Below are 21,867 nucleotides of genomic sequence, written 5' to 3' on the forward strand. Positions count from 1 at the left end.
GGAGGCCGGGCATCGGATGCGCTCATGGGACGGCTAGAGGGCAAGGTCATCCTGGTCACGGGGGCGGCCCACGGGATTGGGCGGGCGGCTTTGGAGCTCTTCGCAAAGGAGGGGGCTCGGCTGGTGGGGGTGGACCTCGAGGCCGACCCCCTGGCGGAAGCGGTGGGAGCCCTTGACGCGGAGGCCCTGGCCGTCCCTGCGGACGTGGCTGACCCTGAAGGGGTGGAGAAGGCCTTCGCCGAAGCCCTGGAGGAGTTCGGCCGTCTGGACGGGGTGGCCCACTTCGCCGGGGTGGCCCGCTCCCGCCTCCTCTGGAAGATGTCCCTGGAGGCGTGGGAGGAGGTCCTCAGGGTCAACCTCACGGGAAGCTTCCTGGTGGCCAAGAAGGCTGGGGAGGTGATGGCGGGGGGCAGCCTGGTCCTCACCGGCTCGGTGGCCGCCCTGGGGGCCCTGGGCGTGGCCCACTACGCGGCCAGCAAGATGGGAGTGGTGGGCCTGGTACGCACCCTGGCCCTGGAGCTGGCCCGGAAGGGAATCCGGGTGAACGCCCTGGTGCCCGGCCTCATTGAAACCCGCATGACCGCGGGGCTTCCCCCGTGGTCCTGGGCCCAGGAGGTGGAGGCCTCCCCCCTCAAGCGCTCGGGGCGGCCTTGGGAGGTGGCCCAGGCGGCCCTTTTCCTCCTTTCCGATGAGGCCAGCTTCATCACCGGCCAGGCCCTTTTCGTGGACGGGGGCCGTTCCATTGTGGGACCCCCGGGGCTTCCCCCGGGGTTTGGTGGCAAGGAGGTGGTGTGATGCCCATGTACTTCGAGGACTTTGAGGTCGGCCAGCGGTTCCAGACCCCAGCCCGTACCGTGACGGAGGCGGACGTGGTGAACTTCGCCGGGGTTTCGGGGGACTACAACCCCATCCACACCGACGCGGAGTTCGCCAAGACCACTCCCTTCGGCCAGCGCATCGCCCACGGGCTTCTGGTGCTCTCCATGCTCACCGGCCTGCGCCAGCGCTCAGGGCACTTTGAGGGCACGGTGATCGCCTGGATGGAGATCCGCAACTACAAGTTCCTCAAGCCCGTCTTCATCGGGGACACCGTGCGGGGGGAGAGCGAGATCCTGGAGAAGCACGAGACCTCCAAGCCCGACCGCGGGGTGGTGGTGCAACGGGTGCGGGTGCTGAACCAGCGGGGCGAGGTGGTGCAGGAGGGGGAGTTCGTGACCATGATCCGCAGGCGGCCTGTTCCTGCGGAAGCGGGTGGGGCATGAGCCCCTTCGCCCGCTGGTTCCAGGCGGAGGTCCTGCGGCGGGAGGGGGGCGAGGCGGAGCTCCGCCTTCCCGTGCGGGAGGAGTTTCTCCAGGGCCAGGGGCTGGTCCACGGGGGCATCCTGGCGGCCCTTCTGGACAGCGCCCTGGGCCAGGCGGTGGAGGGGCTTGGCGTGCGGGTGGTGACCGCGGAGCTTTCCGTGAGCTACCTGCGCCCGGTGCGGGAGGGGGTGCTTTTGGCCCGGGGAAGGGTCATCCACGCGGGGAACCGGCTTTTCCACGCCGTAGGGGAGGCCTGGCTGGGGGAGGAGCGGGTGGCCTACGCCAAGGGGGTCTTCTACCGGGTGGGCTGAGAGTATACTGGGTTCAACCTCAAGGAGGCCAAGATGTTCCCGAGCACCATGATGGCGGAGGAGCTCAACCTCTGGGACTTCCTGGAAAGGGCGTCGGAGCTTTTCCCCAGGAAGGAGGTGGTTTCCCGCCTCCACACGGGGGAGGTGCACCGCACCACCTACGCGGAGGTCCACCGCCGGGCCCGCCGGCTCATGGGGGGGCTCCGCGCCCTGGGCGTGGGGGTGGGGGACCGGGTGGCCACCCTGGGCTTCAACCACTTCCGCCACCTGGAGGCCTATTTCGCCGTGCCCGGCATGGGGGCGGTGCTCCACACCGCCAACCCCCGCCTTTCCCCCAAGGAGATCGCCTACATCCTGAACCACGCGGAGGACAGGGTCCTCCTCTTTGACCCCCAGCTCCTCCCCCTGGTGGAGGCCTTAAGGCCCGAGCTCAGGACCGTGGCCCACTACGTGGTCATGGACCAAACCGCCCCCGAGGGGTACCTGGCCTACGAGGCCCTGTTGGGGGAGGAGCTGGACCCCGTGCGGGTGCCCGAGCGGGCCGCCTGCGGCATGGCCTACACCACCGGGACCACCGGCCTGCCCAAGGGGGTGGTCTACAGCCACCGGGCCCTGGTCCTCCACAGCCTGGCGGCCAACCTCACGGACGGCACCGCCCTCTCGGAGGCGGACGTGGTCCTGCCGGTGGTGCCCATGTTCCACGTGAACGCCTGGTGCCTGCCCTACGCCGCCACCCTGGTGGGGGCCAAGCAGGTCCTGCCTGGGCCCAAGCTAGACCCCGCCTCCTTGGTGGAGCTCTTTGACGCGGAGGGGGTTACCTTCACCGCCGGGGTGCCCACGGTCTGGCTGGCCCTGGCCGACCACCTGGAGGCCACCGGCCACCGCCTCAGGACCCTAAAGCGCCTGGTGGTGGGGGGCTCGGCGGCCCCCCGGAGCCTCATTGCCCGCTTTGAGGCCATGGGGGTGGAGGTGCGCCAGGGCTACGGCCTCACCGAGACCTCCCCGGTGGTGGTGCAGAACTTCCTCAAGAGCCACCTCCAGGGCCTCTCGGAGGAGGAGAAAATCTCCCTAAAGGCCAAAACGGGGTTGCCCATCCCCCTCATCCGCCTGCGGGTGGCGGACGAGGAGGGACGGCCCGTGCCCAAGGATGGCAGGACCATGGGGGAGGTCCAGCTTAAAGGCCCCTGGATCACTGCGGGCTACTACCAGAACGCGGAGGCCAGCCGCACTGCCCTCACGGGGGACGGCTGGTTCCGCACCGGGGACATCGCCGTCTGGGATGAGGAGGGCTATCTGGAGATCAAGGACCGCCTCAAGGACCTCATCAAATCCGGGGGGGAGTGGATCTCCAGCGTGGACCTGGAGAACGCCCTCATGGGCCACCCCCAGGTGAAGGAGGCGGCGGTGGTGGCCATCCCCCACCCCAGGTGGCAGGAGCGTCCCCTGGCCGTGGTGGTGCCCCGGGGGGAGAGGCCTTCGGAGGAGGAGCTCCAGGCCCACCTCCTCCAGGCGGGATTTGCCAGGTGGCAGCTTCCCGATGCCTACGTCTTCGTGGAGGAGATCCCCAGGACCAGCGCCGGAAAGTTCCTCAAGCGGGCTCTGAGGGAGCAGTACAAGGACTTCTTTCAGGGAGGTGTCTGATGTTTCTGGAAAAGTTTCGCTTGGACGGCCGGGTGGCCCTGGTGACCGGGGGGTCCCGGGGGCTTGGTCTCGAGGCCGCCCTGGCCCTGAGGGAGGCGGGGGCCAAGGTGGCCGTGCTGGCCCGGCGGGCGGCCTTCTTTGAGGAGGCCCGCAAGGTGCTGGGGGAGGCCCTCTACCTGGAGGGGGATGTGCGGGACGAGGCCCGGCTGGAGGCGGTGGTGGAGGAGGTGGAGCGTGAGCTTGGCCCCCTTTCCATCCTGGTGAACGCCGCCGGCATCAGCTGGGGAGCCCCCAGCCTGGAGATGCCCACGGAGAAGGTGCGGGAGGTCCTGGAGGTGAACCTGGTGGGGGCCTTCCTGGCCAGCCGGGCCGCGGCCCGGCGCATGAAGGAGCGGGGCTACGGCAAAATTCTCCACATCGCCTCGGTGGCCGGGCTCAAGGGGGAGTTCCCCGAGGTCCTGGACGCGGTGGGCTACTCCGCCTCCAAGGGGGGGCTCATCGCCCTCACCCGGGACCTGGCCGTGAAGTGGGGGCGGTGGGGCATCCGGGTCAACGCCCTGGCCCCGGGTTTCTTCCCCACCCGCATGACGGAGAAGGTCCTCCCCCGGGCGGAGGCCTACCTGAAGGCCACCCTCCCCCTGGGCCGCCCCGGGCAGCCGGGGGAGCTGGGGGGGGCGGTGCTCTTCCTCGCTAGCCCCGCCTCGGACTACATCACCGGGGCCATCCTCCCCGTGGACGGGGGGGCCACGGCCCTCTAGGGGGCAGGATGCGGGCCCGGGAAAGCGCCCACCTCTGGCTTCGGGAGCGGGGCTTCTCCCTGGTCTTCGGCAACCCCGGTTCCACCGAGCTTCCCTTCCTCCTGGGCCTCGAGGGCACCGCCCGGTACGTCCTCGGCCTCCACGAGGGGGTGGTGGTGGCCATGGCCGACGGCTACGCCCAGGCGGGCGGCAGGCCGGCCATGGTGAATCTCCACGCGGCCCCCGGCCTGGGCAACGCCATGGGGGCCCTGTACACCGCCTGGAAGAACCGATCCCCCCTCCTGGTCACCGTGGGCCAGCAGGACCGGCGCCACCTTTTCCATGAGCCCCTCCTGGCCGGGCCCCTGGTGGAGATGGCTAGACCCGTGGCCAAGGCCGCTTTGGCCGTGGAGCGGGCTGAGGACGTGCCCGAGGCCCTGGAGAGGGCCTACCACCTGGCCCTCACCCCCCCGAGGGGGCCGGTGGTGGTGGTCTTCCCCATGGACCTCTGGGAGGAGGAGGCCCCGCCCCCCAGGTTCAAGGCCCTGCACCCTCCCGGCCCTCCCCAGGGGCTGGAGGGGCTGGCAGAAGCCCTTTCCCAGGCGCAGCACCCGGCTCTGGTCCTGGGGGCGGGGGCGGACACCCCGGGCGCCCGCCGGGCCGCCCTGGCCCTAGCCGAGGCCCTTAAGGCCCCAGTCTTCTCCGACCCCATCAGCCCCCGGCACCCCTTTCCCACCCACCACCCCCTCTACCGCGGCGTCCTGCCCCCGGTGGCGGCCCGCCTGCAGGCCCTCCTGGCCCCCTACGACCTGGTCCTGGTGGTGGGGGCGCCCTGCTTCCTCCGCTATCCCTACTCCCCCGCTTCCCCCGTGCCCCAGGGCACCCGGGTCCTCCTCCTCACCGACGACCCCTGGGAGGCGGCCAAGGCCGAGGCCCAGGAGGTCTACCTGGGGGACGTGGCCGAGGCCCTCCGCCGCCTGGCCCAGGGGGTGGTCCCCAGGGAGGGGTCCCTTCTTCCCTTGCCTCCGCCCTCCCTGCCTCCGGCTGAGGGGCCTTTGGGCCTGAACCCCCTCTACGCGGTGGCCCGGCTGGCCGAGGCCCTGTCGGGCCGCTTCCTGGTGGACGAGGCCATCTCCCTAAGCCCCCCCTTCCGCCGGGCCCTGAGGCGGGAGGGGGGAGGGTACCTGCACGCCGCCAGCGGAGGCCTGGGCTACGCCCCGGCGGCCGCGGTGGGGGCGGCTTTGGCGGGGGAGGCCGCGGCCGCCCTGGTGGGGGATGGGTCCTTTCTCTTTGCCCCCCAGGCCCTCTACACTGCCCGGGAGGAGGGCTTAGACGTGGTCTTCGTGGTCCTCAACAACCGGGGCTACGGCATCCTCAAGGGGCTGGCCGAAGGTCTCTACCCGGGGCGGGGGGCGGAGGTCCCGGGCCTAGCCCTTACGGGGGTGGACTTCGCCCTCCTGGCCCAGGCCTTCGGGGTAGAAGCCCGGCGGGTGGGGACCCAGGCGGAGCTGGAAGAGGCCCTTTCGGAGCTTTCCCGGGGGCCTTTCCTCCTGGAGGTCCTCCTGGACCCCACCCCGGTTCCCGTCTTCTAGAGGCCAAGGTAGGTGCGCTGGAACTGGGGGTCCTCTAGCAGGCTTGCCGCCGGCCCCTGGCGCACCAGGCGGCCATTGGAGAGCACGTAGGCCCGGTCGGCCAGGGCCAGGGCCCGGGCGGCCTCCTGCTCCACCAGGAGCACGGTGATCCCCTCCTGGCGGATGCGGGCGATCTGCTCAAAGACAAGGGCCCGCACCTTGGGGGCTAAGCCGGTGGAGGGCTCGTCGATGGCCAGCAGCCGGGGACGGCCCATGAGGGCCCGGCCGATAGCCAGCATTTGTTGCTCGCCCCCGGAGAGGTTGCCGGCCCGTTGCCCCCGCCTTTCCGCCAGCCGGGGGAAGAGCTCGTAGACAAAGCCAAGCTGCCGCTTCACCTCTCCTTTGGGCAGGAGAAGCCCTCCCGCCAGGAGGTTTTCCTCCACGGTGAGCTCCTTGAAGGGGCGCCGCCTTTCCGGGCAGAGCACCAGGCCCAGCCGGGCGATCTGGTGGGGGAGTAGGCCGTCTATCCGTTGCCCCAGGAAGCGCACCTCCCCCGTAAGCCGGATGTCCCCCGCCTTGGTGCCCCGGTGGAGCCAGGCCTCGAGGCGCACCAGCCCGGAGATGGCCCGGAGGAAGCTGGTCTTGCCCGCCCCGTTGGGCCCCACCAGGCAGACCAGCTCCCCTTCCCGCACCTCCAGGTCTACCCCGAAGAGGATCTGGGCCTTGCCGTAGAGGAGGGAAAGCCCCTTCACCTCAAGCATAGGCCCCCTCCCCCAGGTAGGCCTCCATCACCCGCGGGTCCTGGGCTATGGCCTCCGGCGTCCCCTCGGCCAGTACCTCGCCGAAGTTGAGCACCACCACCCGGTCGGCAATCTTGAAGAGCTCGGAGAGCTTGTGCTCAATGATCACCATGGCGCACCCCTCGCTGTGGAGCCGGCCGAACCGCCCTCCCTTCCGCAGGCGGGCCAGGGACTTGGCCAGAAGCTCGGTCTCCACCGGGGTAAGGCCGGCAAAGGGCTCGTCCAGGATGAGGAGCTCGGGCTCCGTGGCCAGGGCCCGGGCGATCTCCAGCCGCTTCAGCTCCCCCTGGGAGAGCACCGAGGCGGGCTCCTTGGCCTTGTCGGCGATGCCCACGAACTCCAGGGCGTCCAGGGCCCGGGCCTCGGCCCGCTTCACCCAGTCCCCCTTCCTCCCTCCCCGGGGGCCGTAGGCGGCCACCAGCACGTTGGCGATCACCGGCAGGCGCCTTAGGGGCCTGGGGTTTTGGAAGGTGGCGGCCAAGCCCAGTTCCACCCGCTCCCAGGTGGGCAGGTGGGTGATCTCCTGCCCCTTGAAGACCACCCGGCCCTCGTCCGGGCGGTGGATGCCCAGGAGGAGCCGCAGGAGGGTGGTTTTGCCCGCCCCGTTGGGGCCGATGAGGCCCACGATCTCCCGCTCCTCCACCCTCAGGTCCACCTTGTAGAGGGCCTGGAGGCCCCCAAAGCGCTTGGAAAGCCCATGGGCCTCAAGCAGCCCCACCCTCCACCTCCTCCCTCAGCTCCCTTCGGGAGACCTTGCCCACGTCGGTCTTGGGGAGCTCGCCCCGGAACTCAATCTCCTTGGGAAGCTTGTAGGGGGCAAGCCTCTCCGCCAGGAAGGCCAGGAGGTCCTCCTCCGTCACCTTGCCCCGGGCCTCGGGCTCCAGGACCACGTAGGCCTTGGGGTAGGCTCCCACCCTGGGGTCGGGCACCCCCACCACCCCCGCGGCCTTCACCAGGGGGTGGCCCCGCAGAACCTCCTCAATCTCCCGGGGGAAGACCGGCCGGCCCTTGTACTTGATCATGTCCTTGGCCCGGTCGTAGAAGTGGAAGTACCCCTCCTCGTCCATGCGCACCAGGTCGCCGGTGCGGAAGAAACGCACCCCCTTTTGGGTGAAGAAGCTCCGGGCGTTCTCCTCCTCCCGCCGCCAGTACCCCCGGGTCACGTTGGGCCCGGCCAGGGCCAGCTCCCCCACCTCCCCCACGGGCACCGGCTCCAGGGTATCGGGGTCCACTACCAGGGCCTGGATGCCGGGGAGGGGGATGCCGAAGGAACCCCGCTTGACCCGGTCCCGGGGGTTGATGTGGCTCACCGAGGTGGTCTCCGTCATCCCGTACCCCTCGGCGATCTCCCGGCCCGTGCGCCTGGCAAAGGCCTCCGCCGTGGCCTCGTGCAGGGTGTCGGCCCCGCTCACCACCACCTGAAGCCGCCTCCAGTCCACCCAGTGGCTCTTGGGGTGATCCCGCAGGACCTCGTAGAGGGAGGGGACGCCGAAGAAGTGGGTGGCCCGGTAGCGCACCATGGCCTCGAGGATCCAGTCGGGGTCCGGGGTGGAGAAGACCACCAGCCGGGCCCCCGAGAGGAGCCCCCCCAGGAGGAGGACCACCTGGCCGTAGATGTGGTAGAAGGGCAGGAAGGCCAGGATGGTGCTCCTCTGGGTGAAGGGGTTCAGGCTCTGGACCATGCGGTGGGCGGCCAGGATGTTCCGGTGGGTGATCTCCACCCCCTTGGGCAGGCCTGTGGTCCCCCCCGTGTAGGGCAGGGCGGCCAGGTCCTCGCCCCCCCGGGCCTCGGGGGCCGCCGGGGCGGCCCGCAGGAGGTGGGCGAAGGGGAGGATGCCCGGCGCCTGGGGTACGGGCAGGGGGCGCACGAAAAGCCGCTGCCAGGAGGGCAGGGCCTCCCTGGGGGAGGCCACGATCACCCCCTCCAGGCTTGCCCCCGCCTTCAGGGCGTTCTCCAGGAGGGCATCCTGCACCACCAGGAAGCGGGCCCCCGAGTCCGTGAGCTGGTGGCGGAGCTCGTGGGAGGTGTAAAGGGGGCTTACGGGCACCACCACCCCCCCGGCCCAGAGGATGCCCAGGTAGGCTATGGCGAACTGGGGGCTGTTGGCCAGGTAGAGCCCCACCCGGTCTCCTGGCTTGAGCCCCAGGCCCCTAAGCCCCCCAGCGAAGCGCTGGATGCCCTCCAGAAGCTCCCCGTAGCGGTAGGCCCGCCCGTAGTAGATGAGGGCCACCTCTTTCGCCCTAGCCCCGAAGGCCTCGGCCACCTTTTCCCCCACGCTCCCCTCGGGCACCTCCACCCCCTCGGGGGTTCCGGGGGGGTAGAAGCGGAGCCAGGGCCTTTGCCAGTAGAGGGTCTGGGTCATGGCTTGACCTCCCTAGCCTCCAGGTGGAGTGGCACGCCGCAGGCCCGGCAGGCCTTGCGGGTGAAGGCGTTTTTCACCTTGCACCGGGGGCACTCCTCCTCCAGCCGCTCCAGGACCCCCCGGACCACCCCCTGGGGCAGGAAGCGCATGACCAGGAGGATGAGGAGGGCGAAGGCCAGCATGCGGAGCTCCTCGGCCACCCGCAGGGCCTCCAGGAAGGGAAAGAGGAGAAAGGTCCCCGCCACCGGGCCGTAGATGGTGGCGATGCCGCCAAAGACGGACCAGATCACCGGCTGGATGGAGTTGAAAAGGGAGAGGCTGTCCGGCCCCGCCACCCGCAGGTAGTGGGCGTGGAGCCCCCCAGAAAGCCCCGCGAAGAAGGCACTCACTGCGAAGGCCAGGAGCTTGTAGCGCACGGTGTTCACCCCCACCATGCGCACCGCCACCTCGTCCTCCCGGATGGCGTGGAAGAAGAGGCCCACCCTCGAGCCCGCCAGCTTCCACAGGAAGAGGACCGAAAGGAGGAAGATCCCCACCACCAGGTAGTACTCCTCCAGCCGGCTCTGCCCTAGGCGGGGAAGGCCCGAAAGGCCAAGCTCCCCGCCAGTGAAGCGGGGAAAGAGGAAGATGAGCCCCGTGGCGATGATGGGGAAGGCCAGGGTGACCAGGGAGAGGTAGGGCCCCCGAAGCCGCAAGGAGGGGAGGCCCACCAGGACCCCCGCCAGGGTGGCCAGGAGGGCCCCCGAGGGGATGGTGAGGGCCGGGGGAAGGCCCAGCTCCCGGCCCAGGATGGCGGAGGCGTAGCCGGCCAGGCCAAAGAAGAAGGCGTGCCCCAGGCTCACCTGGCCGGTGTACCCGGAAAGCAGGTCCCAGCTTGCGGCATATAGGGCGAAGAGGGCGGTGAGGGTGAGGACCCTGAGGAGGTAGGGGTCCTGGCTGAAGAGGGGGAAGAGGAGGAGGAAGAGGACAAAGAGGAGCGCCGCGGTACGCCCCGGCAGGGCCAGGACCTCGTGCTTCAGGTAGCGCAGGGCCCAGGGAAGGGACCAGATGCGCAAGGGACTCGTCATCGCTCCTCCGCGAAGGCCGTCCCAAAGAGTCCCTCAGGCCGGAAGACCAGGACCAGCACCAGGATGAGAAGGGCCACCGCCGTGCGCAAAAAGGCCCCGCCCGGCACCAGGTTCACCACCGTCACCTCGGCGAAGGCCAGGACCACCGCCCCCAAAAGCGCCCCGGGCAGGCTCCCCAGCCCCCCCAGGACCACCGCGGCCAGGACCACCAGCAGGGGGGCGTTCCACATGTGGGGCTCGAGGGTGGCCATGGGGGCCACCGCCAGCCCGGCCAGGGCGGCCAGGAAGGCCCCAAGCCCTACCGCCCAGTTCCCCGCCCGGGAGAGGCTGATGCCCACCAGCTCCGCCGCCTCCTGGTCCTGGGCCGCCGCCCGGATTCCCAGGCCAAGCCGCGTCCCCTTGAGGAGGGCCCAGGCCAGGAGGAGCACCACCCCAGCGAAGAGGAGGGCCAAAAGGGCCTGCTGGGCCACCCGCACCCCGAAGACCTCCACGAACCCCGGCAGGAGGGCGGGCACGGAGCGGAAGTGCGCCCCGAAGAGGAGGAGCACCGCCTCCTGCAGGAGAAGGGCCAGGGCAATGGTGACGATGAGGACCGTGGCCTCGTGCTCCCGCAGGGGTTCCAGAAGGAGCTTGTAGGCCGCCAGGGCGATGAGAAGCACCAGCAAGGAGGCCAGCAGGGCGGCGGGGGCAAAGCCCATCCGCCCCAGGAAGAAGAAGAGCCCGTAGGCGGCCGCCATGTAGAAGGCGGTGTGGGCCAGGTTCAGGATGCGGGCCACCCCGTAGGTGAGGGCGAACCCCAGGGCCAGCATGCCGTAGATGCCACTCAGGACCAGGCCATTGACCAGGATGGCGGAGAGCATCTACCGCCTCCAGGCCTCCACCACCCAGGGGGGAAGCTGGTAGGGCCGCACCCCCGCGTAGCTCACCACCCGGTCCCCCACCCGCCAGTTCCGCGGCCAGAAGGCCTGCATCCGGCCCTCCACCCACTGCACCCCAAGCCCCGTGGTGTACCCGGGGCCCCAGGTGACGTCGTGGGTTTTGTCAAAGACGATGCGCCCCGCGGGACCCGTGTAGTCGGTGGCCTCGAGGGCCCGCACCACCGCATCCGCCGCGGTGGTGCCCGCCCGGTTCAGGGCCTCGGCCAGGATGTAAAGTGCCCCGTAGGCCCCGCTGGCGGTGTAGATGGGGAACTGCTTGAAGCGGGCCTGGAAGTTGGTGATAAAGGGAATGGTCTTGGGGGTGATGGCCACGGCCGGGGCCAGGGTGTTCAGGGTGGCCACGTAGGCCCCCAGGTTGTCCGTGGCCTTGAGCCAGGTCTCCTGCTGCGCCTCCACGTTGATGCCCACGGCGGCGGCGGGGATCTTCAGCCGGCCCCAGTCCCGTCCGAAGGGTACCCCCACGGGGCCGGAGAGCACGGTGAAGATCACCTGGGCTCCGGCCCGCTGGATGGCGGTGAGCTCGGGGGTGACGTCGGTGGCCGTGGCCGAGGGTCGCCAGGTGCCTGCCACCTCGGCCCCGTACCCCTGGGGTGGGGGGGCGGCGATGAGCCGGCTGGCCGTCTCCACCAGGGGGTCAGCCCAGGCGGCCCGCTCCGCCAGGATGGCCACCTTGGGCCGCTCAATCCTAAGGTCGCGCCGCACCGCCTGGATCACCTCCCCCAGGAGGAGGAGGGAGGTGCGGGCCAGGTCGCTGGACTTGGTGGGGCTCACCCGGAAGAGGTACTTGAAGCGCTCGTAGTTGCGGTCCACCCGGCCGGCCAGGATGCCATCCAGGGCAGCCCCGGTGATGATGAAGGGCTTCTTGTAGTCCGCGGCCACCTCGGTCATGGCCAGCACGGCCTCGCTGCGGAAGCCCCCGATGAGGAAGTCCACCCGCTGGGCGGTGATGGCCCTCTCCACCGCGGTAGCGGCATCGGTAACGCTGGTCATCTCGTTGGTGTCCACCCGCACCAGTTCAATCCGGTAGCGCTGGTTGCCCACCAGCACCCCCCCGGCCCGGTTGAGTTCCTCCGCCGCCAGGGTGGCCCCGTACCAGGTGTGCTCCCCCTGCACGAAGGCCATGGGGCCCACCACGCCGATGCGCAGAACCTGGGCCAGGCTACCCCCTCCCAGGACTAGCCCCAGGACCAAAGCCGCCATCCGAACCATTCGCCTCAGCCTCCTTTCTTCTTGGAACGCCCACCTGCTGGGCCCATGTCGAAGGGGGGACGCAAAGGACGACCTGGGTTGTTACTGACCAGTCGGTTGGTACCAGGCTAACCCCTGCGCGTCAGCCTGTCAAGGGTTTAGGTGCCTTTTGGTCCGGGGGACCATGGGGTTCCGCTAAAATGTCCCTGGGGGTAGCCATGTACAAGCTGGGAGTGGCGCTGTTGGCCCTCCTTGGGGGGTTGGCCATGGGGCAAAGCGGCCAGGCCCTTTACAACCAGTACTGTGCCACGTGTCATCAAGCCAACGGCCAAGGGATGCCAGGCGCCTTTCCCCCGCTGGCGGGCCACGTGCAGGAAATCCTGGCCAGGAAGGATGGGCGGGCCTACCTGATCCGCGTGGTGCTTTTCGGCCTACAGGGGGAGATCCGGGTAAAGGGGCAGGTCTACAACGCGGCCATGCCCCCATGGGGCCCCCAGCTCAAGGACAATCAGATCGCCTCCATTCTGAACTACTTGGCCACCAGCCTCGGCAATAAGCCTCCCGCCGGCTTCAAGCCCTTCACCCCGGAGGAGGTGAAGAGGGAACGGGCCCAGAACCTGACCCCGGACAGGGTCTACGCCATGCGGCGGGCCCTTGGGCTTTAGGGTTGTTGGCCTGGGCTGGGGAGGGGACCGGGTCGTGTTTTGCGCCCGGACTTTGGGGACTGTGCCCTTTTGGTGAGACTTTTAGCACAAGCAGATTTAATCGTGAAAATAAACACAAGTAATGCCCTCTGACCCCTGCTTCCCCAACCATCCCCAGGCAAATCCTGCGCTAAGGAACTAACCCCTCCCCACACGCCACGCCTCCCACAGCTCCTCCATGGTGCTTCGCCGGTTTTGGGGAAGGAGGTCGTAGGCGGTGAGGTTATGCACCCGCAACAGGGTGGGCTCCCCAATGTCCAGGACGGAGAGGCCGCAGGGATGGACCTCGAGGCCTCCCAGGAGCCGCCCTTCCCCCAGGAGGGCATAGGAGAGAATGGCTCGCACGACCCCGCCGTGGGCCACCAGGAGGAGGGTGTCCCAGGGCTCGTCCAGGAGGCGCCGGTAGGCGGCTAGGACCCGCTCCAGAAACTCCCCGTAGGGCTCCCCGCCCAGGAAGCGGTCCTCGAGGCTATAGGGCCGGAAGGCCCTACGGAAGGCCTCCTCGGGATTCTCCAGGTCCTTAAGCCGGCCCGGCCGGATTTCCTGGAACTCAGGCCAGGCCTCCAAGGGCACCTCCCTCCCCCGCAGGACGATTTCCGCGGTCTCTCGGGTTCGCCGTAGCCCGGTGTGCACCGCCCGGTCTATGGGCACCCCCAGCAGAAGCGAGCGCACCGCCTCGGCCTGGGCCCGGCCCCTCTCGGTGAGCCCCACCCCCTCCGGGGGCACGGGCCGCCCCCCGGGGAAGTAGTCCACCTCGCCGTGGCGCAGGAGGAAGAGCCGCCTCCTCACGGGTACCGCTCCAGGTACTTGGGGTTCGCTATGAGGAGTTTGCGCCGCACATGGGCCTTGAGGAAGGGGAAGGTCCCGGGAGGAGGGGTTCCTTGGCGGATGCGCTGGGAAAGCTCGGCCAGAAGCTCCTCCCGCGCCCCTTCTCTTCCTAGGAGCTTCTTCAGGGCCTCGAGGTCCTCCCGGACCAGGGCTTCCCCCTCCAGGACTTCCCGGCGGGCCACCCCCAGGGCGTTGAGGGCCACCAGGGCCAAGAAGCGGGTCCGAGGCTCTGCCAGGTGGGGCAGGGCCTCCCGCTCCAGAAACTCCGCCACCGCCTCCAGGATCTCTGCCAAATTCGGCCTATCCATGGCGCTCCAAGAGGTAAAGGATCTCGTACTCCATCTCCGCCGCCAGCCGGCCCAGGATGGCCAGCTCCACGCTCCGCTCCTCCCCCCTCAGGTGCCGCCTTGCCTGGTTCAGGGCCCCAAGCCCCCAGCGGATGTTGCCCAGGACCTCCCACCAGAAGAGCTCCTCCTCCCCGATCCCCATGCCGGTGAGGGCGTTGTAGCGCTCCAGGAAGGGGGCCACCTCCCCAACACCCCCCAGCCGCCTGCCGTCTTCCCCAAAGCGCCAGGCCCGCACCAGGGGCCAGGCCAGGTCCTCCCGGGGGTCCCCGATGTGGGCAAACTCCCAGTCCAGCACGGCCACCAAGCCCCCCTGGTCCACCAGGAGGTTGCCGATGCGGAAGTCCCCGTGGACCAGGACCCGGGGCAGGGGCCGGGGCGGGTGGTCGGCCAGCCAGCGCAGGCCCCACTCCAGGGCGGGGTGGGGCTCTTCTAAGGCGTCCAGGTCCTGGTAGGCAGAGGCCAGGGCCGCCTGCCAGGGCTCCTGGTCCCCCGGCCTAGGCAGGAAGTCCACCGCCTCCAGGGGGATGGCGTGGATCCTGGCCAGGGCTTCGGCCATGGCCAGGGGCAGGGTGGCCCGGGCCCGGGCCAGCTCGGGACGCCGGACCACCCGGGTCCCGATGGACTCCCCTTCCAGGCGTTCCATGAGGAAGGCCTCCCGCCCCTCCACTTCGGCCAGATAGCCCACGGGGCGGGGCACCGGCACCCCATGGCGGTGGGCCAGCTCCAGGAGGCGGAACTCCTTTTCCAAGGGCAGGGTACCGTGGTAGATCACCCCGCCCCCAGCCCGGCGCAGGAAGAGGGGACGCATGCCCTCCGGTCCCTGGTAGTCCACGGCCCAGGCCTCCTTGGAGGCCCCTCCCGTGAGCCGCCTTAGGGCCACCACCTCCCCCGGGCCAAGGAGGGCTTTGAGGAAGGCTTCCAGGGCCTCCTTCATGGCCTCAGTCCCTTAAAGAGGGCCCGCTTGCCCACCGAGGCCCGGTGCACCTCGCTGGGCCCGTCGTAGATACGGAAGGGCCGCACCTCCCGGTAGAAGATGGAAAGGGGTATGTCCTCGCTGATGCCCAGGCCACCCGTGATCTGCACCGCCCGGTCCACGGCCCGGCCCACCGCCTCGGCCACGAAGACCTTGGCCATGGAGGCCTCGTGGCGGATGCGCTCCCCCTGGTCCAGCTTCCAGGCGGCGTGCCAGACCATGAGGCGGGCCGCGTGGAGCTCAATGTGGCTGTCGGCGATCATGAACTGCACCCCCTGGTGCTCGGCCAGCTTTTTCCCGAAGGAGTCCCGCCTCAGGGCGTACTCCTGGGCCAGTTCCGTGGCCCTCACCCCCACCCCCAGCCAGCGCATGCAGTGGGTGAGGCGGGCGGGGTCCAGGCGAAGCTCGGCATAGTCAAACCCCCTGCCCACCTCCCCCAGCACCGCCTCCTCCGGCACCTCGCACCCTTCCAGGAGGAGTTCCCCGTGGCCCCCCAGGGACCAGTGGTCCATGGTGGGGATGGTGCGCACCAGCTTGAGGCCGGGGTTCTCCCGGTCCACCAGGAACATGGTGGGTCCCTCCTCGGCCCGGGCCAGAACGATGAAGAAAGCGGCCCCCCGGGCCCCGGTGGTGTACCACTTCCGCCCCTCCAGCACGAAACCCCTGCCCTTGCGCCGGGCGGTGGCCTTGAGGAGGGAAGGGTCTGCGCCCGCCCCCATGGGTTCGGTCATGGCAAAGGCACTGCGGATCTCCCCTTCCAAAAGGGGGTAGAGGTAGCGGCGCTTCTGCTCGGGGGTGGCCACCTGGTGGAGGAGGTGCATGTTGCCCTCATCGGGGGCTGCGGCGTTCAGGGCCCTTGGGCCGAGGAGGCTTCTGCCCGCTTCCTCCAGGATGACGGCCAGCTGGGTCCAGCTGAGGCCGAGCCCCCCCAGCGCCTTGGGCATGTGGGGAAGGAAAAGCCCCCGGGCCTTGGCCTCCCTCTGGAGCTCCAGGGTGAGGGCCTCGAGGCCTTCCAGGTGCCGGGCGGCCTCCTGTTCCCGGGGGATGACGGCCTCCTCTATGAAGGCCCGAACCCGCTCCCTAAGCGCCTCCGTCTCCCGGTCCAGATGGAAGTCCATTTCCCACCTCCCCTAGGGGCCGAACTCGGTTTGGGCCACGGCCTCAGGTTAGCACGTAGCAGGCAAGGCGGCTCGGCCTTACCGGAGCCGCACGGGTATGCCCGCCACCAGGAGGTAGACCGCCTCCGCCTCCTCGCCCAGGCGGGCGTTCACCCCCCCCAGAAGGTCCCGGTACCGGCGGGCCAAAGGATTGGCGGGGACGATGCCCATTCCCACCTCGTTGGAGACCAGGATCACCCGCTTGCCGCTTTTCCGGACGGCCTCGAGGAACCCCTCGGCGGCCTCGAGGGGGTCCAGCCCCCGCTCCAAAAGGTTGGAGACCCAGAGGGTGAGGCAGTCCACCACCACCGTGGCGTGCCGGGCCGCCCGCAGGGCCCCCACCAGGTCCACCGGCTCCTCCAGGGTCTCCCAGGTGGGGGGGCGCTCCCTTTGGTGCCGGGCGATCCGCTCCGCCATCTCCTCGTCCTTGGCCTCGGCGGTGGCGATGAGGGTGGCGAAGGGCCCGGCCAGGCGCTGGGCAAAGCGGCTCTTGCCGCTTCTGGCTCCTCCCAGGAGGAGGACCAGGCCCGGGGGAGGGGAGGGGTCGGGGAGGCCCAGGGGCTTGGGACTGGCCTGGCCTCCCGCAAGGCCCAGGCTCCGGTGCACCGGCCTGAGGTCCAGGTGAGCCTCCACCGCGTCGGCCAGCTCCTCCAGGGCTCCTTCCAGCCCCCGGGCCTCCCGGCCGAAGAGGGCCCTTTGCACCCCGGGGTTTTCCAGGAGGCCGTGGAGCCAGGTGGCCAGGAGGCTTCCCTCCTGGTGCACCAGGGGCAGGCCCTGGCCGTGGTGGATCTCGTACCCCTCCACCTCGAGGCCATTGAGCCGCCCCCAGAAGCCCCAAAGCCCCGCGAACCCCACCCGGGTGCGCCGCACCGTCTTCTCCCGCTCCATGCGCACCCGGAAGGGGAGGAGGCCTAGGCCAGGGAACTCCCCCCTTTCCTCCACCCCCTCCTCGTCCAGGAGGCCTTGGGCCAGCATCTCCGCCCCACCGCACACGGCCAGCACCGGCCGGCCCTCCCCCAGGTGCCGCCTCAGGAGGGGGAGGAAGCGCCCAAGCCAGGGGAGGTCCCGGGCGGGTAGCCGGCTTCCCGGGAGGATGAGGAGCTCAGCCCCCTCCGCCTCCTCGGGGGTCCGGGCATAGACGGGGCGGGCCAGCTCGGCCAGTGGCCAGAACTCGTCCAGGTTGGAGGCATGGGGGTAGCAGAGGATGGCCACCTTGGGCCCCTCGCCAACCCGGGGCTGGTGGCGGAACCCGTCCTCCTCGGGAAACTCCAGGGGAAGCATGGGCAGGGTTCCCAGCACGGGCACCCCGGTCCAGGCCTCCAGAAGGGGATAGGCCGGGGTGAGGAGGGCAAGGTCCCCGCGGAACTTGTTGAAGACGAAGCCCAGAAGCCGCTCCCGGTGCCCTTCCAGAAGGGCCCAGGTGCCGAAGAGGGCCCCCAGGGCCCCTCCCTGGTCCACGTCCGCCACCAAAATGGCCTTGGCCCCCGCCCACTCCGCCACCTGCAGGTTGGGGAGGTCGGGCCAGAGGTTCCGCTCCACCGGGCTTCCCGCCCCCTCTATCACCACCAGCTCGTACTCCGCCAGGAGGCTCTCCAAGGCCTGGCGCACGGGGGCCTCCAGGTGGGGCCTGCGTTCGCGCCAGGGAAGCCGGGAGAGGAAGGGGTCCACCCGCCCCAGGCGCACCACCTGGGCCCCCCTCTCCCCGAAGGGCTTCACCAGGATGGGGTTCATGCGGGGGTCAGGCTCCACCCCCGCCGCCAGGGCCTGGAGCCACTGGGCGCTGGCCACCTCCCCCCCAGCCACCACCCGGGCGTGGTTGGACATGTTCTGGGCCTTGAAGGGGGCCACCCGCAGCCCAAGCCGGCGGAAGTGGCGCAGGAGGCCCGCGGTAAGGAGGCTTTTCCCCACCCCGCTCCCCGTACCCCAGACCGCCAGGGCCTTACCCCTCACGGAGCACCTCCTGGATGGCCTCCAGAAGCGTCCGGGCCTCTGCTGCCTCCTCCCGGGTATAGGCCTCCTTGGGGGTAAGGCCGGGGAGGGCATCCGGGTAACGGGTAGGGATGTAGAGCTTGTCCAGGGCCAGGGCCACGGGGAGGAGGGGGAAGAGCCGTGCTCCCACCTCCCCAGGTAGCTTGCGGATGAACCGGGCCAGGCTGTGCCCCCAGGGATCCAGTCCCAGGGTGACCCAAAGACCCTTCAGGGCCTTTTCTCCCGCTTGCTGGGCAAGGAAGGCCGCCTGGGCGTATTTTCCCGCTTCCAGGAGGACCCCTTCCCCCTGGAGGAGCCAGCGTTTTCCCTCAAGCCGGCGTTTTTCCTCGCTCATAGATGGGCCTTGCCTCCCGCAGGACACCCTGGAGGAAGGGCAGTTCCCGGCGCTCGGCCAGCTCCTCCGGGGTGAGGACCAGGGCCTCTACGGGCAGGGGAGCATCGTGGAGGAGTTCCAGCACCAGGCCGATGCGGGCCAAAGGCGGCAGGTCCGTGCGGGCCACCACCAGGAGGTCCAGGTCCGAGCGGCGGTCCGCGGTGCCCCGGGCGTGGGAGCCAAAGGGGTAGAGGGCCTCGAGGTCCAAAGCCCCCTTCAGCCGACGCGCCGCCTCCTCCAGGTAGGCCAGAAGCCCCGCCTCCACCCTCTCAGTCTACCCGGGCCAGCACCGCCTCCAGGGCCTCTATGAGGACCTGGATGGCCTCTTCGGGCTGGGCGGAAAGCCTAAGCCACTGGGGCAGGCCAAAGCTGGTGGCGTCCCGTACCCTGATCCCCCTTTCCCGCAGGGCCCGGGCCACGGCCGTGGCCTCTCCCACCCGCACCAGGAGGAAGTTGGCCGGGCTTTCCCGCACCTCGAGGCCAAGCCCCCTAAGCCCTTGGGCCAGAAGCCGGCGCAGGCGGTGGAGGGTGCTTCGGCTTTCCGCCAGCCAGGCCCTGGCCTCTGGGTCCAGGTGGCCTAGGAGAAGGGCCTCCCCGTAGACGGAGACCGGCCAGGAGGGAGCCAGGTGCTGAAAGTGGGTGAGGTCTAAGGGGGCCACCAGGTACCCGGCCCGCACCCCGGTGAGGCCGTGGGCCTTGTTGGGGCTGTAGAGCCGCCAGGCCCTTTGGGGAAGGGGTGGGGGGTCTTCCATCAGGTCGTGGTAGGCCAGGTCCAGGACCAAGGCTCCCCCTGCCCTTCGGCTGGCCTCCTCCAGGAAGGGGTAGACCTCCCCCGTGGGGTTGTTGGGTACGCAGAGGAAGGCCAGGGAGCTCCTGGGGAGTAGGTGCAGGAACTCCTCCGGGTTCCGGGCTTCCCACAGGGGCAGGTCCAGGGCCCGGGCGGCCCGGGCGTACTCGCTGAAGGTGGGGGGCAGGAGGAGGATGGGCCCCCGCAGGTAGTTCCAGCGGGCCAGGCGGTGGATGAGCTCGCTGGTGCCCGTGCCCACCGCCACCTGTTCCGGGGCCACCCCGTGGGCCTCGGCCAGGGCCTGGCGTAGGCGGCGGTAGAGGGGGTCAGGGTAGCGGCTGGGGTCCGCGCGGCGCAGGTGGGCCAGGATGACGGGGTTGGGGCCTAGGGCGTTGGCGTTGGTGGAAAAGTCGTAAAGGGGCTCGGGACCCCCGTCCGGGCCTCCATGGATGGGCTTGAGCACGTCGTCAATCATTTCCCCACATCCTATGGGCGCTTTTTTGGGGAAACCTTGGCCCGGGCCATAAAGGGGCTACCCCCGCCCAAGGGCAGTCAGCAGAAGGCCCAGACCATACCCCAGCCCCCCCACGCGCCAAAGGGCCCGTGCGGTCTCCCTGGGGGTGGGGGAGGGGGCCCCGGGGTTCAGGGCGTAAACTCCCCGTTTCCTCAGGCGCACCCCCAGGCGCAGGGCCAGGGCGGCCATGGGGAAGCCGCCGTTGGGGGAAGGGGTCTTGCGGGCCTCCTCCAAAAGCCTTGGCCAAAGCCCCACGGGGCAGAGGAGGAGGCCGGTGAGGCGGGCGGGAAGCCAGTTCAGGAGGTCGTCGGCCCGGGCGGCGAAGGTTCCCCGCTTCCCATGCTCCGGATACCCCCACATGGCGTCGGCGGTGTTGGCGTAGCGGTACAGGGCGGCCCCGGGAAGGCCCAGGAGGGCGTAGTAGAGGAAGGGAGCGATGGCGCTGTCGCAGAGGTTTTCCGCCAGGCTCTCCAGGGCGGCTTCCCGCACCTCCTCGGGGGAGAGGTCCTCCGTGGACCGGCTCACCAGGTTCTTCAGGCGTTGCCGGGCCCCTTGCAAGTCCTCCTCGAGGGCCCGTTCCACCGCCCACACCTCCCAGAGGAGCATCCTCAGGCTGAAGAGGGGCTTGAGGAGTACCCCCAGGAGAAGCCATCCCAGGGCCAGGGGGCGGAGGAGAAGGTCCAGCCAGAGGGCAGGAAGGGTGAAGAGGCAGGCCCCCAGGGTCCAGTACAGGGCCCCGGACCAGAACCCCCGCACCCGGGGCCAGGCCCAGGCCAGGTACCGCCCCATGAGGACCACAGGGTGGAAGCGGGCCGGGGGCTCGCCCAAGAGGGCGTCCAGGAGGAGGGCCGGGAGGAGGCTCATGGCTGGAAGTGGTCCAGGACCCTGTGGGGCCAGTCCAGGGCCACGGCGCTTCCTAAGGGGATGAGCCCATCCTCCCCCAGGGCCCTGAGGGCAGCCCGCACCACCCCCCCGTGGGTGAAGAGGACGGCGGGGGTTTTCAGGCTTTCTAGGAAGCCAAATACCCGTTCCTGGAAGGCCTCGAGGGCCTCCCCCCCAGGGGGGGCAAAGCCCTGGAACCGGAGCATGGCCTCCTTGTAAAGGGGCTCCAGCCCCTCCCAGGAGGCGCCCTCCAGGAGGCCGAAGTGGATCTCCCTCAGGGCCGGGGTGGCCACCGCTTGGAAGCCTGCCAGCTCCGCCGTCCTCAGGGCGCGCCTTAGGTCGGAGCTGTAGGCGGGAAGGGGAGGGAGTTTTCCCCTCAGGGCCCTGGCCTGGGCCTCCCCCAGGGGGGTGAGGGGGAGGTCGGTCCACCCCAAGAGCCTCCCCTCCCGGTTCCAGAGGGTCTCCCCGTGGCGCACCAGCCAGAGCTCCATCTGCCCTATATGCTATGCCCATGCTGCGGGAAGAGGTGCTGCGCCAGGCTGAGGAGCGCATGGGGCAGCTCACCAAGCCTCCCCGGTCCCTGGGCCGCCTGGAGGAGGTGGCCTTGCGGCTGGCAGGAATCCAGGGCCGGCTGAAGCCCGAGCTGGGCCCCGGGGCGGTGGTGGTGGCCGCCGCCGACCACGGGGTGGTGGCCGAAGGGGTTTCCGCCTACCCCCAGGAGGTCACCCGGCAGATGGTGCTCAACTTCCTCCGGGGTGGGGCGGCCATCAACCAGTTCGCCCTGGTGGCGGACTGCCGGGTCCTGGTGCTGGACGTGGGGGTGAAGGGGGAGCTTCCCGAGCACCCCAGGCTCTTGAGGCGCAAGGTGCGGGAGGGCACGGGGAACCTGGCGGCGGAGCCCGCCATGTCCCGGGAGGAGGCAGAAAGGGCCCTGGAGGCGGGCCGTGAGGCGGCCCGGCAGGCCGTGGAGGAGGGGGCTACCCTGCTGGCCGCTGGGGACATGGGCATCGGCAACACCACCGCGGCCGCTGCCCTCACCGCCGCCCTCCTGGGCCTTCCTCCGGAAGCGGTGGTGGGCCGGGGTACGGGGATAGGGGAAGAGGGCCTGAGGCGCAAACGGGAGGCGGTGGCCCGGGCCCTGGCCCGTCTCCAGCCGGGGCTGGACCCCCTGGGGGTGGCGGCGGAGGTGGGAGGGCTTGAGCTTGTGGCCATCGCCGGGGTCTACCTGGAGGGGTACCGGGCGGGGCTTCCCCTGGTGCTGGACGGCTTTCCCGTCTCCGCGGGAGCCCTTTTGGCCTGGAGGCTGGAGCCCGGGGTGCGGGAGCACCTCTTCGCCGGCCACCTCTCCCGGGAGCCTGGGCACCGGGCCGTCCTCGAGGCCTTAGGCCTCTGGCCC

The 21,867-nt window shown here is 70.2% G+C and carries 24 protein-coding genes; 8 read left to right on the forward strand and 16 right to left on the reverse strand.

Translation table 11 applies throughout. From position 1 onward, the window contains the following. Window positions 1-24: 24 nt before the first annotated feature. The 6 genes from B128_RS12360 to B128_RS0109475 are packed head-to-tail and all read left to right on the forward strand — an operon-like array spanning window position 25 to window position 5,582. Window positions 25-795, forward strand: coding sequence for an SDR family NAD(P)-dependent oxidoreductase (locus tag B128_RS12360; protein WP_018112028.1), 771 nt, complete (start codon window positions 25-27; stop codon window positions 793-795). Then, window positions 795-1,262, forward strand: coding sequence for a MaoC family dehydratase (locus B128_RS0109455; protein WP_018112029.1), 468 nt, complete (start codon window positions 795-797; stop codon window positions 1,260-1,262). The genes B128_RS12360 and B128_RS0109455 overlap by 1 nt, the downstream gene beginning before the upstream one ends. After that, a complete protein-coding gene (locus tag B128_RS0109460; RefSeq protein ID WP_018112030.1) occupies window positions 1,259-1,612 on the forward strand; it encodes a PaaI family thioesterase in 354 nt (117 codons plus the stop codon). Before B128_RS0109455 ends, B128_RS0109460 begins: the two co-directional genes overlap by 4 nt. A gap of 33 nt (window positions 1,613-1,645) precedes the next feature. Next, entirely contained in the window at window positions 1,646-3,253 is a 1,608-nt protein-coding gene (locus B128_RS0109465; protein ID WP_018112031.1) for a long-chain fatty acid--CoA ligase, read from the forward strand. Beyond that, the gene (locus B128_RS0109470) at window positions 3,253-4,011 is read left to right on the forward strand and encodes an SDR family oxidoreductase (protein WP_018112032.1); all 759 of its coding nucleotides are present in this window, start codon (window positions 3,253-3,255) and stop codon (window positions 4,009-4,011) included. Before B128_RS0109465 ends, B128_RS0109470 begins: the two co-directional genes overlap by 1 nt. Window positions 4,012-4,019: 8 nt before the next feature. Further along, the gene (locus tag B128_RS0109475) at window positions 4,020-5,582 is read left to right on the forward strand and encodes a thiamine pyrophosphate-dependent enzyme (RefSeq protein WP_018112033.1); all 1,563 of its coding nucleotides are present in this window, start codon (window positions 4,020-4,022) and stop codon (window positions 5,580-5,582) included. On the opposite strand, the gene B128_RS0109480 is transcribed toward B128_RS0109475, so the two are convergent. The 6 genes from B128_RS0109480 to B128_RS0109505 are packed head-to-tail and all read right to left on the reverse strand — an operon-like array spanning window position 5,579 to window position 11,929. Beyond that, window positions 5,579-6,322 (reverse strand): ABC transporter ATP-binding protein, encoded by a 744-nt coding sequence (locus B128_RS0109480; RefSeq protein ID WP_018112034.1) that lies wholly within the window; start codon window positions 6,320-6,322, stop codon window positions 5,579-5,581. The genes B128_RS0109475 and B128_RS0109480 overlap by 4 nt on opposite strands. Further along, window positions 6,315-7,079 carry an ABC transporter ATP-binding protein gene (locus B128_RS0109485; RefSeq protein ID WP_018112035.1) on the reverse strand — a complete coding sequence of 255 codons (765 nt, stop codon included), beginning with the start codon at window positions 7,077-7,079 and terminating at the stop codon, window positions 6,315-6,317. The genes B128_RS0109480 and B128_RS0109485 overlap by 8 nt, the downstream gene beginning before the upstream one ends. Continuing rightward, on the reverse strand, window positions 7,066-8,724 hold the full coding sequence (locus tag B128_RS0109490) for an AMP-binding protein (RefSeq protein WP_018112036.1): 1,659 nt from the start codon (window positions 8,722-8,724) through the stop codon (window positions 7,066-7,068). Before B128_RS0109490 ends, B128_RS0109485 begins: the two co-directional genes overlap by 14 nt. Next, entirely contained in the window at window positions 8,721-9,791 is a 1,071-nt protein-coding gene (locus B128_RS0109495) for a branched-chain amino acid ABC transporter permease (protein ID WP_018112037.1), read from the reverse strand. Before B128_RS0109495 ends, B128_RS0109490 begins: the two co-directional genes overlap by 4 nt. Next, window positions 9,788-10,651 carry an ABC transporter permease subunit gene (locus tag B128_RS0109500; RefSeq protein WP_018112038.1) on the reverse strand — a complete coding sequence of 288 codons (864 nt, stop codon included), beginning with the start codon at window positions 10,649-10,651 and terminating at the stop codon, window positions 9,788-9,790. Before B128_RS0109500 ends, B128_RS0109495 begins: the two co-directional genes overlap by 4 nt. Continuing rightward, entirely contained in the window at window positions 10,652-11,929 is a 1,278-nt protein-coding gene (locus B128_RS0109505) for an ABC transporter substrate-binding protein (protein WP_018112039.1), read from the reverse strand. Window positions 11,930-12,135: 206 nt separating this feature from the next. Between B128_RS0109505 and B128_RS0109510 the strand changes: the two genes are divergently transcribed. Continuing rightward, a complete protein-coding gene (locus tag B128_RS0109510) occupies window positions 12,136-12,582 on the forward strand; it encodes a c-type cytochrome (RefSeq protein ID WP_026175158.1) in 447 nt (148 codons plus the stop codon). A 177-nt stretch (window positions 12,583-12,759) separates the two neighbouring features. On the opposite strand, the gene B128_RS0109515 is transcribed toward B128_RS0109510, so the two are convergent. From B128_RS0109515 to B128_RS0109560, 10 genes are all read right to left on the reverse strand, one after another. After that, the gene (locus B128_RS0109515) at window positions 12,760-13,410 is read right to left on the reverse strand and encodes a histidine phosphatase family protein (protein WP_018112041.1); all 651 of its coding nucleotides are present in this window, start codon (window positions 13,408-13,410) and stop codon (window positions 12,760-12,762) included. After that, the gene (locus tag B128_RS0109520) at window positions 13,407-13,757 is read right to left on the reverse strand and encodes a DUF6285 domain-containing protein (protein WP_026175159.1); all 351 of its coding nucleotides are present in this window, start codon (window positions 13,755-13,757) and stop codon (window positions 13,407-13,409) included. The genes B128_RS0109515 and B128_RS0109520 overlap by 4 nt, the downstream gene beginning before the upstream one ends. Beyond that, the gene (locus B128_RS0109525) at window positions 13,750-14,730 is read right to left on the reverse strand and encodes a phosphotransferase family protein (RefSeq protein ID WP_018112043.1); all 981 of its coding nucleotides are present in this window, start codon (window positions 14,728-14,730) and stop codon (window positions 13,750-13,752) included. Before B128_RS0109525 ends, B128_RS0109520 begins: the two co-directional genes overlap by 8 nt. Continuing rightward, window positions 14,727-15,887 carry an acyl-CoA dehydrogenase family protein gene (locus B128_RS0109530; RefSeq protein WP_018112044.1) on the reverse strand — a complete coding sequence of 387 codons (1,161 nt, stop codon included), beginning with the start codon at window positions 15,885-15,887 and terminating at the stop codon, window positions 14,727-14,729. The genes B128_RS0109525 and B128_RS0109530 overlap by 4 nt, the downstream gene beginning before the upstream one ends. A gap of 78 nt (window positions 15,888-15,965) precedes the next feature. Then, the gene (locus B128_RS0109535) at window positions 15,966-17,876 is read right to left on the reverse strand and encodes a cobyric acid synthase (protein ID WP_018112045.1); all 1,911 of its coding nucleotides are present in this window, start codon (window positions 17,874-17,876) and stop codon (window positions 15,966-15,968) included. Next, window positions 17,866-18,249 carry a HEPN domain-containing protein gene (locus B128_RS0109540; RefSeq protein ID WP_018112046.1) on the reverse strand — a complete coding sequence of 128 codons (384 nt, stop codon included), beginning with the start codon at window positions 18,247-18,249 and terminating at the stop codon, window positions 17,866-17,868. The genes B128_RS0109535 and B128_RS0109540 overlap by 11 nt, the downstream gene beginning before the upstream one ends. Next, entirely contained in the window at window positions 18,224-18,553 is a 330-nt protein-coding gene (locus B128_RS0109545) for a nucleotidyltransferase domain-containing protein (protein ID WP_018112047.1), read from the reverse strand. Before B128_RS0109545 ends, B128_RS0109540 begins: the two co-directional genes overlap by 26 nt. Window positions 18,554-18,557: 4 nt before the next feature. Then, window positions 18,558-19,550: a pyridoxal phosphate-dependent aminotransferase gene (locus B128_RS0109550; RefSeq protein WP_018112048.1), complete on the reverse strand. Its 993-nt coding sequence runs from the start codon at window positions 19,548-19,550 to the stop codon at window positions 18,558-18,560. Window positions 19,551-19,607: 57 nt separating this feature from the next. Continuing rightward, window positions 19,608-20,453, reverse strand: coding sequence for an adenosylcobinamide-phosphate synthase CbiB (gene cbiB / locus B128_RS0109555; RefSeq protein WP_018112049.1), 846 nt, complete (start codon window positions 20,451-20,453; stop codon window positions 19,608-19,610). Next, the gene (locus B128_RS0109560; protein ID WP_018112050.1) at window positions 20,450-20,962 is read right to left on the reverse strand and encodes a histidine phosphatase family protein; all 513 of its coding nucleotides are present in this window, start codon (window positions 20,960-20,962) and stop codon (window positions 20,450-20,452) included. The genes cbiB and B128_RS0109560 overlap by 4 nt, the downstream gene beginning before the upstream one ends. A 20-nt stretch (window positions 20,963-20,982) precedes the next feature. Between B128_RS0109560 and cobT the strand changes: the two genes are divergently transcribed. Beyond that, a partial coding sequence (cobT, locus tag B128_RS12365; protein ID WP_040683610.1) for a nicotinate-nucleotide--dimethylbenzimidazole phosphoribosyltransferase occupies window positions 20,983-21,867 on the forward strand: 885 nt, incomplete at its 3' end.

It is taken from the genome of Thermus igniterrae ATCC 700962 (assembly GCF_000376265.1).
GTDB lineage: Bacteria > Deinococcota > Deinococci > Deinococcales > Thermaceae > Thermus > Thermus igniterrae.